Here is a 12,292-nt window from a genome sequence, read left to right on the forward strand (position 1 = left end):
GGATTTTCCTGTCTGTGGGGTTAGTGGCTCAGCACGCAGGTTGCGCTACGGTGCAGATGGCGTTATGGGGCCTGCGGCAACGACGTGGTCGCGCCGACGACTCCGTGAGCGCCCAACCCAGATCAGCAGCATCAATACGATGAGCGCAAAGCCGGTCAGCGAAAACGCCACATCGTCAAGCTCGATCGCAGGAATGAACTCCTTGAGGATGTTGTAAAGCGCCACGCCATAAGAGATGGCTACGATGAGCCATCCCAGCGCCCGCCTGAAACGCCGGCCAGCCGCCTGCCCATCGGCACTGCGGCCGATTCGACAAATGAGGCGCCCGTCGAGCGTGTCTGTGATGACCATGCCTGCCGTAAAAATCAGACCGGCAACTGACGCAGCCAGCAGGCCGCCACCCTTGTTGCTGGCCACGTAGCCCCACGCCGAGGCCTGGGTCGCTGTGTCGAACACCGTCGCGAACAGCACGCCGATGGCAATCACGGCCCATGGGCTGGAGTGGTTGCGCAAGCGCTCGGGAATCAGCTTGAGCTTCCATCCGGTCGGTGCATACGCCGGATCGCGCCGCAACAACAAACGCAGGTTTAAGGTGCCGACGAGCAACAGCAGCAACGTCGGTATCCAGCCGAAGATCAGGACGACGGCGTCCGGCACCGAGAGCGTGTGCGTGAGCTTGCTGACGCCAACGGCAATCGCCGTCACGAGCAAGCCATGTCCGATCGCGAACAACGTTCCGATCCAATGTGCGTGCTGGTGGTCATGACTCAAGGCGCGCCAAGTCAGGCCGTCAATGCATGCGATGTGGTCCGGGTCCAGTCCATGACGCAAGCCAAGCACGAACATCAGTACCAGCCCCGACACGGAAAGCATTTCTGCATTCATCGAAAACTCCTTGATCTGCGTTACCTTAGGAAAGGAGCGTCGCCGTCAGACGGCAATGCACGAGGCAAAGCCGGCAGCGAATAACGCGGCGTCCAGGTCACGACCAATCACCACGTACTCACTCCGGCGCATCTCTCCGGGCTCCCACGCACTGAAACGACTCATGGTGGTCAGCATCCGCACGCTCTGGAACACGACGCGCTCGTTGAAACTGTGGGCGTTGAACACCCCCTTTGTGCGCAACACCTGATCGCCCTGCTCTTGCAGCAAAGGTGTGATCCAGGACATGAAGCGGTTCATGTCGATCGGACGCGACTCACGTAGAACGAATGAGGCAATTGCCGGGTCGTGCTCGTGTTCGTGGTCGCCCAGAAATTCGGGGTCGACCTGCAGCTTTGCATCCAGCTGGAAGGCGTTCGAGTTCAGGATCAAGGCCAGATCGACGACGCCCTGTTGGCTGCGATGAATCTTTGCCAGCGGATTCAAGCTGCGCACCCGACGTTCAATGCGCGTCACAGCTTCTTCGGAGGCCAAGTCGGTCTTGTTGACCAGCACGATGTCGGCGAAGGCCACCTGCTCCTGCGCCTCGATGCTTTGCTCGAGGTTCTTTTCGAGGTTTACCGCATCCACTACGGTCACGAACGAGTCGAGCCGCGTCGAGGCCCGAATCTCCTCGGAAATAAAAAAGGTCGAAGCCACGGGCGCCGGGTCGGCCAGCCCGGTGGTTTCGATCAGGATGGCGTCGAGTTCGCCATTTCGCTCCTGCAGACGGCTGATGGTCTCGATCAGGTCACCTCGGACGGTACAACACAAGCAGCCATTGTTGAACTCGATCAACTGCTCGTCGCTCTCCTGCACGATTAACTGACCGTCAATGCCAACTTCGCCGAACTCGTTCACGATCACGGCTACCTTGCGCCCATGCTGGCCTTTCAGGATGTGGTTCAGCAGGGTCGTCTTGCCCGACCCCAAGTAACCGGTGATGACTGTGACCGGAATTTTTCGGGTGAGTGCGGTTTGCAGATTCATGTCGGGCGGTCCGGAGGTTGTCAAAATTTGCGATGGCGCGAAGCGAGAGGAATCGATCTGGCGTGAGGCGGGACGCCGCTGTGACGACCCGCCTCGTTCAAGCCACTTGGAAGCTTATGCAGCGCCGGCTCAAGCGTGTGCGTCGATAAGCTTCTTGATCGCCTTTTCAGTCGGCTGCTTCATGACTGCATCGCCACCCGGTGTTTTCACAACCGTCTTGGTCATCATCGCAATGCCCTCTTCCATGATCACCTTGCGGTTCGGCGGCGGCAGCTTGTCGCCGCGCAACTGGTCGTAAGGCACCACCACCCAGCAGGCACAACCCCAAATGCACTCACCGGCCATGCCCTCGAAACGAATAGCCGGCTCCGACAGCATCGGTCCGATGTCAATCAGCCAGGCATGTTCGTTGAGCTTGGTTTCCCAATCGAGCCGGTCGTAGTTCTTTTGGCTGGCCCAGAATGCCTCGAGGTCGGTCTTGGCTACACCGGGGGTAATGATGTTGGCGTACGCGGTGAGCGTGTCGAAGAACTCGTGGTTGTACATCTGGATGGTCGACTCCGAGTCCATCAGATAGCTCTTGGTGACCTCGTCCTTGAACGCTTTGTGCAGCTTTTCGACGCCCATGTCACGCGAAGCGTGGATGTGGACTTCAGCATAGTCCGTCTCGAACTCCGCGCGAAGGCCGTCGTACTTGGGCAGAAACTCGATCCATTGCGCCATTACCGAGTCCCACTTCGAACCGGCTTCGCCCGGAAGGACCTGAACACCAGGGTGCGTCAGTTTGGCGACATTGAAGAGTGTCCAGTTGCGCGACTTGCCTGACAGTGTTTCGTGCGGTGCACCGGTGAAGCCTGCTGGCCGCATGGCACGGAACAGCACCCGCCCACTGTCGAGCACCGCGAAGCGCATGAACGAATCGGCCACGAACCGATTGGTCACCATCTGCTTGAAGCCGTGTCGGATTTCCTTTTCGCCCGTAGTGGTGTAGGCAGTCAACCGTTGCCAACTCTGCTCGGGATTCACTACAAAGAAGCCGCCAGTGAACGGGCTGCGATACAGGTCACCCCAGACGGCGGTGACGCCTGCGTTCTTGTCATCGTCGAGCATGCAATCGAGATCGTTGAGCGTGGTGTACTGCGTCGCGTTGTTCTGATAGTGCTCTGGGTCACCACCATGGCTGAGCTGGCCGACCCCGATCACCGGAATACGCCGGCCGAGCTTGACGTTCGACAGATGACGAGCCAAATCAACCACCATGCCGCTACCGACCCCACCGGCCATACCGAAGCACACCATCACCATGGAAGGCAGCCCTGCAGCCTCGATATGGTCTACGAACTTGCGCAATGCCTGGTCCATTGGACGCTCGCCGGCGTAGTAGGCGTTGGCATAGATACCCTTTGCGACAGCGCGTGGGAAGTGCTCCCCGGCTTGAGGCAATTCGTACTTGTGCGGAACGTAAGACTCGAAATTCGGATTCCAGTAATAGCGCGGATATTCCAGTTTGAGGAACTCGCGCGTGCGGTTCATGCCTTCGAAGAACTCCGCCTTGTCGGGCACCGGCAGTGCGATCGACTGGAACTGAAAGCGTTCTGCCGGAATGCCGCGCGACTCCAGACGCTTCCTGAAGGCAGCAGCGTAGTCGGTGACGATACCCATGTCCTGCTCGCCGATGTCGACGACCATCGCCGCAAACGTAGCGCGCGGGTCCACCAGCAGATCCTCGATCTCGCCGGTGCGCAACAGCGCCTCGATGTAGGCCATGCCGGTGCGGCCAATGCCAATGGCATGAAGGCAGTGCGGGGACTGAACGCCAGTCGAACTGTGATACATAGATGCAGACATTGCTTTAACTCCGATTGCTAGGTGAAAAATGCCAAGTAAGAAATCCGGTTTCCCGGTTGCGATGCAGGGTTCAATGCGGTACGGTCACCCTGTGTCCTCAATTGCTGCTGCGCCCTATGGCGTTCAGCAACGAATAGAGAAAGTCTCGGTTCTGTCCAGAAATTCCAGGTCGCGCAAAATGTGCGCGACCGATGTCGCACGCTCGTTGGCGACATACAGCATGTAGTCCTCGACAAACAATCCTGGATCGCGCGATATCGTCCCGTCGTCGATCAGCGCCACGCCTTTTTCGAGGTTGGATCTATGCAGTGCTGCACGCCAGATCGGCGATTCGATGTAGATCGCGACGTCGTCAACGCCGGACACTTTCAGAAACTTGCCGCCTGCACACGTTGGAACCAGGAATCCTTGGCCGTATTTCTTCTTCACGGCAGACCAATCAAGCGGCATGACGAATCTCCATTTCGGGTAGGGCAACTCCCGGCTGACTTCGTGCGGGGCCGCGCATCTCTTCGAACGGAATCGCAACCCAGCCGCCGCCCCCGCCGAGTCCAGCACCCGCCATGCCGTCGATCCGCGTCGATGGCTCGCACAGCACGACGCCACGTTCCAACAGCAGCGCATGGGCCGAGATACGCTGGGCCGAAGACAAGTCGTCATAGGCATCGCGGACTTCGAAAAAGATGCTCAGATCGGACTTGCCTACGCGTGGCAAAACGAATTGCACCGACCCGTCGAGTCCTCCCTCGGCCAAGCTAGCCGCCGCCTCGGGTGCAAATGCAAGATCCAAAGCGGTGGCCCATCCGGTGGCTTCAGCATTCTTCTCCGCTACCCGCACCTCGATGAATTCGGGTGCGTAGCCCGGCAGAATTCCCAACTGGTCCAGCAGTTGCCGTGCGCCTTCGGCAGGGGAATGACTGGCATCGGCGAAGCCAAGCACATGCATCCACTTGGCGCCCCACGGCGTGCGTGCGGCCGAGTGCTGGGGGGGGGGCGCCCCGCCCCAGTTCAACAAGCGCAACACTTCCCAAAGGTTGGCGCCGTGCCGAGCCGTGAGCAGTGCCGCAATCTCGCGGTCGACATGTCGGTGTGTCAGCGCAAGGTCACCTGCCCGTACAAACGCCGGTTGCTGTGGCACCATGAGAAACCCCGCAGTAAACGGATTTTTGTATAGCTCGCCGCACGCCTGAACCATGCCCCGGTTTTGATCCTCGTTGCACAAGCCATCAAGCTCGTTCAATGCGGCAAATACCTGACCACCCCGATGCACCGGCGTGTCGCCTTCGCAGGGCGCGATGCCGATGCCCATCACCAGCACACGCCGACCGAACAACCCAGTCGACAGATGGCGCGCCAGGTCGAGCGCCATGCCGCTTCCGGTGCCGCCACCCAAGCCAAATACGATGCACACCACCGCGTCGCCTTGCGTTGCGTTGGTGCTTGCCGCAAAGCGCCTGAGTGCCGCGGCCATCGGGCGTTCGCCCTCGTAGTAAGCCCTGCTGTAAACCGCTTTTGCCAACGCACGTGTTACCGGTTCGTTGACGTCCGGATGTATCGTGGATTCCGAAAGCCACGGCTCGAAGCCGGCACTACCCTGGAGCATCGGGTATTCGAGCTCAAGATGGCCCCGGAGATTCTTCATGCTTTCTGCAAGAACTTCTGGCGCCGGAACGGCGAGCGACAGCGTCTCGACATGCGCGCGCTCTGCGCCGAATTTCGATGCCAACGACAGTACGTCAGAAAGTGCTGACTGACCATGGTCGATGTCGACCGCAAGCACGCTGAAACGGGATCCCGATGTGGCCAGCAGATCCGGTGGCGCATCTCGCAGCATCTGTCTGACGACTTCGACACCCGCGCCTCCCACGCCGATCACGTGAACACCGAATGGAAGCGAATCGGCATCGACGACCCGGTGTACGCCGCGGCGCAGCGCATCGAGCTTGCGTTGCTGCAGCTTGGCCTCGGTGGCGCCGATAGCGGGCGTCGGGCGCCCTCGCATCAGATCGATTCCCGGAGTGGATGCCATAGCTTTTTTTGTCAAAAAAAAAGCTCATCCTGGGTGTTAAACACCCGGGATGAGCTGAATTGCTCTCTTCACTATCGGCGATGCTGCCGATAGTGAACCATATGTACTTCAGTCCAAGTTTTTTAGGTTTGGCACTAAATTGAAGTCGAAGTTATTCGCTTCCAAGAAGTCTGTCAATGTATTTTCCAAGGAAACTTAGCTTCGTAGTCATTACATGTCGTCGTGCGACTCGACATGATCTACTTTTGTATGGCTCGATCTCGGTGAAGGCAGTCCGTCGAGAATCGGGACTCGTCAAACCAGACCAGTCGCGAGCGACGTGGGGCACTTCGGAAAGTACACTCAAGGACCCTGGCGTCAGTCCCTTCGAGACCATACGAATCGCGCGGGATCGAGAGGTTTGACATCTCGACCGGTATCTCGACCGAATCGAATGCAGTGCCCTCGCACTCGGATTTGAATTCGATAGCACCAGCATGACGAGCGCCATCGCGCTTGAATTGGCGCACGCCATTAGAGGTCCAGCGATGGGCACCAGACTCACGTTTGCACACGATCAAAGCTTCACGCTTCGCAGCAACGACCTTCAGCCCCTGCCCGATGGACGAATCGATCTGCTGATTCAAGCAATGCCGCTTCTGATCCCCGGTCCGATGTCCGAACGCAATGCAACTCTGCGCGCTGGCAACGAAGCAATGCAGAAGCGCCTTAGGCGACGTGCGCTGGTTGCATCGACGACATCACCGGTGCACGCTGACCGTGTCTTCGTTGGGGATGCCCTCGATCGGCGCTTCCGATGTCCCGACGGTGGTCCGCGTGAACGACTCGACCATCTCGCGCGTGCCCTGCGGATCGGCGATCCATTTGCCGTAGAACTCGAACGGGCAGTCGGCCACGCCCTTGTCGCCTTCGCGCGAGTTGATCAGGCCGGTGTAGCCGCGGTGCACCAGCTTGAAGAGATGGTTCTCCGACTGGCCGTGCTTGCGGAAGTCGCGAATCAGGCTCTTGCTGAGCGCGGCATACTGAATGCCCATTTCTTCGGTGCCGCATTCGCCGAGGGTGCGGCCGTCGAAGCCGATGAGCGCCGAATGGCCGAAATACGAGTACACGCCGTCGAAGCCGGCCGCATTGGCGACCGCAACGTAGGTGTTGTTGGCAAAGGCCATTGCCTTGGACATCAGGATCTGCTGCTCCTTGGCCGGGTACATGTAGCCCTGGCAACGGATGATGAGTTCGGCGCCCTTCATCGCGCAGTCGCGCCAGATCTCCGGATAGTTGCCGTCGTCGCAAATGATGAGGCTGATCTTCATGCCCTTGGGGCCGTCGCTCACGTAGGTGCAGTTGCCGGGGTACCAGCCTTCGATGGGCACCCACGGCATGATCTTGCGGTACTTCTGGACGATCTAGCCCTGGTCGTTCATCAGGATGAGCGTGTTGTAGGGCGCCTTGTTGGGGTGCTCTTCATGGCGCTCGCCGGTGAGCGAGAACACGCCCCACACCTTGGCCTTGCGGCAGGCTTCGGCAAAGATTTCTGTCTCGACGCCAGGAATGCTGGCGGCGTTCTCGTACATCTCGCCGGCGTCGTACATGATGCCGTGGGTGCTGTACTCGGGGAAGATGACCAGGTCCATGCCCGGCAGGCCGGACTTCATGCCGATGACCATCTTGGCGATGGCCCTGCAGTTGTCGAGCACCTCGGCCTTGGTGTGCAGCCGCGGCATCTTGTAGTTGACGACCGCCACGCCGACGGTGTCTTTGCTGCTCGATATGTCTCCGTGAATCATGGTTTTTCCTTGGTGAGTTGAGAAAAGCTACTGGCACGCCGAAGTACGCAAAAGACGATCTGCAAATAAAAACGCCCGATCCGACCGAAGTGGTCGTACCGGGCGTTAGTGCCGATTTGCTGGTCGACCAAGCTGTCGACGGCAAAAACAATGTTGCCACCACACTAAATTAACGCGTGATGTGCTGTCAAGGCGTATGGCCGTATATTTTCTAAATTAACTCTTTCCATCCAGTGACTCGTTAAGAGTAGTCTGAAAAACAGGCTCGATCTTTGCATGATCCGAAGCCATGAGCTCCAAACGCGTGATGCCTCCCAAATGGCTTGCCCTGGGCCTGAACCTGTCCAACAAGCAGACCCGCACGCGCGGGTTTCTCGACCACGAATGTCCGTATCCGAGCCAGGGACGAGCACCCGTTCCGGGCAATCAAGCAGCAGTTCGGCTTCACAAAGGTGCGCTAGTGGAGTCGTGCCGAGAACACGGCGCAGATGTTCACGCTGTTCGAACTGTCGAACCCGTGAATGGTGCGTAGTTCAACCCCGGAAGTGATCGCTTATGGCTAATTCGGACCCTATTCGTGTCGGTGTGCTTTTTTCACGTAACGGCATCACCTCGCGTGTTGAGCTTTCGCAGTTGCTCGGAACCTATTTTGCGATCCGTGAAGTCAATGACGCCGGTGGCATCGACGGCCGTGAGTTGGTAGCCATTCACTACGACCCGGAGTGCATTCCCCGCAACTACCGCTTGCTGGCCGAGAAGATGATTCAGGAAGACGACGTCAACGTGATCTTCGGTTGCTACATGTCGACAACACGAAAGGCAGTGATGCCGGTGGTCGAGAAGTGGCAACGCCTTCTTTTTTATCCGACTCCCTACGAAGGCTTCGAGTTCTCACGGAACATCATCTACACCGGCGCGGCGCCGAACCAAAACAGCGCACCACTCGCTGAGTACATGTTCAAACATTTCGGCAAGCGCGTCTACCTTGTTGGCAGCGACTACATCTACCCCTATGAGTCGAATCGCATCATGAGCGATTTCATTCTCGAACGTCCCGGCGGTGCCAAGCTTGCTGAGCGCTATGTGCGACTCGATGCGACTGAAAGAGACTTCTTGCCAATCGTTCAGGAGATAAGGGCCATGCAGCCCGATTTCGTATTTTCAACCGTGGTTGGTAAAGGTACGCGCATGCTCTATCAGGCTTACGCGGATGCTGGACTGAATCCTTCAAAGATTCCCATCGCGAGCCTCACGACTGGTGAAGTCGAGGTTTCTGAAATGGGCCTTCGGATTGCTGCAGGGCACATCACGGCGGCGCCCTATTTTCAATCGGTCGATTCGAAAATCAACCGTGCATGCCTTGCGCGCTACAAAGCTCTTTTTGGCAGTCAAGTTGATCCCAACATGTGTTGGGAGGCAGCGTACTTTCAAGTTCATATGTTCGCACGCGCCATGCAACAGGCGGGCTCCGATGAAATCGACCGACTCCTACCGTATTTGCTCGGCAGTGAGTTCGAAGCGCCGCAAGGTCGGGTGTGCATCGACCCTGCCAATCACCACACGCGGCTATATCCACGTATCGGACGGGTGACAACCGACGGTAGCTTCGACATCGTGGCCGAGTCGCTCGATGGCGTTGACCCGGAACCCTACCGCGTCACTCACACGACGGAAGAGAGGCGTGTCCGTAGCAAAGAAGTCAAGGCCCTCCAGTGAATAAAACCGGCGTCGAACGCGGTGTTGCTGGTCGAATGCAGCATTCGACTCCAGACCTGCTGCGCAACCTGCGAAATCTGCGTGTGATGGTATTTCACCCAAAAGACTCTGACAGCGAGCTTCTGGTGCAGCAACTCCAGCGAATTGGATGCCAGGTCATCACTATGTGGCCACCACTCCCCGAATTGCCGGACACAGTCGACCTGATATTTTGCGCTGTGCTGCCCGATCATGCTGCCGTTAAGTGCACGTGGATGATCGAACAACCGCTGATACCGTTCATTGCCATCATCAGTTACGAAAACCCAACCGTTGTCGATGCTGCGTTGCGGATGGGAGCGCGCGCGGTGTTGGCCACACCCATTCGACCGACCGGAATTCTTTCGTCACTCGCAATGGCAAAGAATGTGCATGCCGAAGTTCGCGATCTGCGGCGAAGGGTGGCACGGCTTGAGCAGAAGCTGCTAGCGGTGAATCAGATCAATGAAGCTAAGGCCATCCTTGTAAGGACGAGAAACATGAGCGATAGCGAAGCCTACCGGGCAATTCGTGAGCAAGCGATGAGCAAGCGTGTACCGATCGAAGAGATCGCGTGTGCGATCGTTCATGCCAACGAGGTTCTGTCACGCTCTGACACGTGATGTGCCGAAGATATGTTCGATCTATGTTGAATCGCCTCAAGATTTTTAGGGCTCAACGACTTCTGCGGCAGTTCAAGATGCACAAGCCTCAGTCAGCCTGACGCCCGATCTGTCCAATGACATATGCTCCGCTTATCTTCAGTAACAGGAGTCTGATGTGACGGACATCTTTGCCAAAGTGATACCTACCGCCCGCGATGCATCGATGTCCGACTCGGAATGGAAGGCCCGCCAGGAGCTCGCTTGCGCGTATCGGCTCTTTGACCATTTCGGCTGGCACGAACTGATCTACAACCACATCACTGTTCGTGTGCCAGACACACCCTATTTCTTGATCAATCCGTTCGGATTGAGATACGGCGAAGTTCGTGCCTCGAACCTGGTCAAGATCGACGTTGAGGGTCAGATCATTGGTGAGTCTGCCTACTCAGTGAATCCCGCGGGCTTCATCGTCCACTCTGCCATCCATGCAGCGCGGCCTGACGCGCATGCCGTCGCGCACACGCATACGACGGCGGGTCAAGCCGTCGCATGCCAGAAGGGCGGACTGTTGCCCTTGAGTTTCACGTCGATGTTTTACACAGATGCCATTGCGTATCATGATTTCGAGGGCATCACCCTTGACCGCAGCGAGCGGGAACGCCTTGCCAAAAATCTGGGCAGCAAGTCGTTGATGATTCTGCGCAATCATGGGCTGCTGGCCTGCGGACCGAGCTTGGCACATGCTTTTCTAGACCTGTATCACTTGCAGCGCGCCTGTGAAGTTCAGGTAGTGGCTCAGGCGGCCGGCGAGGCAATGCTGCTACGGCCACCGCCGGAAGCGGCCGTCCGCAGTGCCTTACAACACCGCGTCGCAATGGACAGGGGCCTGGAACCGGCAATGGCATTCGCCGCGATGGCGAGAATGATGATGGAGAAGGACTCGACCTTCCTCCAATAGCAGGGTCGGTTGTCGCCTCCGCCTGGGTTCGCAACATAGGGCGCATGACCGGAGTAAGGCCCGCTCGGGACCCGACCGAAAGCAGCGCGAACGGCCGGCACTGGTGAAATCCGCGCCATCATTCACCTCATGACCCTCGCTCCCCATGAAGCCCACCTCGCAGCCTGGGCCATCGCCGCGCTGACTGCGGCCGGCGTCATCGTGCGGCCATTCAAATGGCCTGAAGCCGTCTGGGCCGTGAGCGGCGCCCTGCTGCTGCTCGTGTCGGGCTTGCTGCCGATCGACAACGCATTGCAAGCTGTCGGCAAAGGATGCGACGTCTACTTGTTTCTGATCGGGATGATGCTGCTGTCTGAGACAGCCCGGCGCGAGGGCCTGTTCGACTGGGTCGCGGCGGTGGCTGTCAATCACTCGCGGAGTTCGCCGCAGCGACTCTTCCTGCTGATCTACGGCGTGGGCGTTGTGGTAACCACTTTTATGTCCAACGACGCCACGGCGGTGGTGCTGACGCCTGCCGTTTATGCCGCGGCGCGCAAGGCCAAGGTCGAGCCTTTGCCTTACCTGTTCATCTGCGCGTTCATCGCCAACGCGGCGAGTTTCGTGCTGCCGATTTCAAACCCGGCCAACATCGTGCTGTACGGCGATCACACACCGCCGCTCGGCCCCTGGCTCGCGCGTTTCGCTGTGCCCTCGTTGCTGTCGATCGTGGCGACCTACGTCGCACTGCGCTGCACGGAGGGTCGCCGGCTTCCGGTCACTTGCCAAAGCAACGTCCAGGTCACGCCGCTCTCGACCGGCGCCCGCTCGGCGCTGGCCGGCCTCGGCCTTACTGCCGTCGCGCTGCTGGTCGTTTCGGCGCTCGACTTGCAGCTCGGCATGCCGACCGCCGTCATGGGTGTGCTGACCACCGCGATCGTGTTGGTCATTGCCCGCGAGTCCCCTTGGGAAACCGTCAAAGGCGTTTCTTGGTCGGTGCTGCCGTTGGTGGCCGGCCTGTTCGTGCTGGTCGAAGCGCTGGCTGCGACCGGCGTCATCGCGCAACTGGCTCGGCAACTGGTCGCGGGCGTGGAGCGATCGCCGGATGCCACCGCGTGGATTTCGGGTGGGCTTGTCGCGGTCGCATCGAACCTGGTCAACAACCTCCCCGCCGGTCTGGTCGCGAGTTCGGCCGTGGCGCTGGCGCACCCGCCGCAGCAGGTCATCGATGCGCTGCTGATCGGTGTGGACCTCGGCCCCAATCTGTCGGTGACCGGTTCGCTGGCGACCATTTTGTGGCTCACAGCGATCCGTCGCGAAGGCGAAAACGTCGGCTTCTGGCGGTTTCTGAAATTGGGCGCCATCGTGATGCCGCCGGCGTTCGTTCTCGCGCTCGGTGCGCGGCTGCTTTTCGGCTGATACCGGCCAATTTCAACGGGGCTCG

General features: G+C 58.9%; 9 protein-coding genes and 1 pseudogene. 4 read left to right on the forward strand and 6 right to left on the reverse strand.

Features of this window, described 5'->3' with window-relative positions; genetic code table 11:
* Positions 1–45: 45 nt before the first annotated feature.
* The 6 genes and pseudogenes from QN397_RS18220 to QN397_RS18245 all read right to left on the reverse strand — a co-directional run bounded on the left by QN397_RS18220 (position 46) and on the right by QN397_RS18245 (position 7,575).
* Complete coding sequence (locus QN397_RS18220; protein WP_323498215.1) at positions 46–885, reverse strand: hypothetical protein; 840 nt, start codon at positions 883–885, stop codon at positions 46–48.
* A 45-nt stretch (positions 886–930) separates the two neighbouring features.
* Positions 931–1,914: a GTP-binding protein gene (locus QN397_RS18225; protein ID WP_323498214.1), complete on the reverse strand. Its 984-nt coding sequence runs from the start codon at positions 1,912–1,914 to the stop codon at positions 931–933.
* Between the two features lie 129 nt (positions 1,915–2,043).
* Positions 2,044–3,762: a hypothetical protein gene (locus QN397_RS18230; protein WP_323498213.1), complete on the reverse strand. Its 1,719-nt coding sequence runs from the start codon at positions 3,760–3,762 to the stop codon at positions 2,044–2,046.
* Positions 3,763–3,885: 123 nt separating this feature from the next.
* Complete coding sequence (locus QN397_RS18235; protein WP_323501600.1) at positions 3,886–4,239, reverse strand: hypothetical protein; 354 nt, start codon at positions 4,237–4,239, stop codon at positions 3,886–3,888.
* Positions 4,202–5,791 carry a tubulin-like doman-containing protein gene (locus QN397_RS18240; RefSeq protein WP_323501601.1) on the reverse strand — a complete coding sequence of 530 codons (1,590 nt, stop codon included), beginning with the start codon at positions 5,789–5,791 and terminating at the stop codon, positions 4,202–4,204. The genes QN397_RS18235 and QN397_RS18240 overlap by 38 nt, the downstream gene beginning before the upstream one ends.
* A 740-nt stretch (positions 5,792–6,531) precedes the next feature.
* Positions 6,532–7,575, reverse strand: a pseudogene (locus QN397_RS18245) (aliphatic amidase).
* Positions 7,576–8,130: 555 nt separating this feature from the next.
* Between QN397_RS18245 and QN397_RS18255 the strand changes: the two are divergent.
* The 4 genes from QN397_RS18255 to QN397_RS18270 all read left to right on the forward strand — a co-directional run bounded on the left by QN397_RS18255 (position 8,131) and on the right by QN397_RS18270 (position 12,267).
* Positions 8,131–9,291 carry a transporter substrate-binding domain-containing protein gene (locus QN397_RS18255; RefSeq protein ID WP_323495271.1) on the forward strand — a complete coding sequence of 387 codons (1,161 nt, stop codon included), beginning with the start codon at positions 8,131–8,133 and terminating at the stop codon, positions 9,289–9,291.
* A complete protein-coding gene (locus QN397_RS18260) occupies positions 9,288–9,932 on the forward strand; it encodes an ANTAR domain-containing response regulator (protein WP_323501602.1) in 645 nt (214 codons plus the stop codon). Before QN397_RS18255 ends, QN397_RS18260 begins: the two co-directional genes overlap by 4 nt.
* A 157-nt stretch (positions 9,933–10,089) precedes the next feature.
* Positions 10,090–10,872, forward strand: coding sequence for a class II aldolase/adducin family protein (locus QN397_RS18265; protein WP_323495269.1), 783 nt, complete (start codon positions 10,090–10,092; stop codon positions 10,870–10,872).
* A 129-nt stretch (positions 10,873–11,001) separates the two neighbouring features.
* Positions 11,002–12,267: an arsenic transporter gene (locus QN397_RS18270; RefSeq protein ID WP_323495268.1), complete on the forward strand. Its 1,266-nt coding sequence runs from the start codon at positions 11,002–11,004 to the stop codon at positions 12,265–12,267.
* The last annotated feature ends 25 nt before the right edge of the window (positions 12,268–12,292 follow it).

This window comes from Variovorax sp. RTB1 (assembly GCF_035018765.1).
Lineage (GTDB): Bacteria > Pseudomonadota > Gammaproteobacteria > Burkholderiales > Burkholderiaceae_C > Variovorax.

Excerpts from the sequence above, each read along its gene's own strand:
- QN397_RS18270 (WP_323495268.1), top strand. The coding sequence starts at position 11,002 with ATGACCCTCGCTCCCCATGAAGCCCACCTCGCAGCCTGGGCCATCGCC.
- QN397_RS18225 (WP_323498214.1), bottom strand. The coding sequence starts at position 1,914 with ATGAATCTGCAAACCGCACTCACCCGAAAAATTCCGGTCACAGTCATC.
- QN397_RS18240 (WP_323501601.1), bottom strand. The coding sequence starts at position 5,791 with ATGGCATCCACTCCGGGAATCGATCTGATGCGAGGGCGCCCGACGCCC.
- QN397_RS18230 (WP_323498213.1), bottom strand. The coding sequence starts at position 3,762 with ATGTCTGCATCTATGTATCACAGTTCGACTGGCGTTCAGTCCCCGCAC.
- QN397_RS18255 (WP_323495271.1), top strand. The coding sequence starts at position 8,131 with ATGGCTAATTCGGACCCTATTCGTGTCGGTGTGCTTTTTTCACGTAAC.
- QN397_RS18220 (WP_323498215.1), bottom strand. The coding sequence starts at position 885 with ATGAATGCAGAAATGCTTTCCGTGTCGGGGCTGGTACTGATGTTCGTG.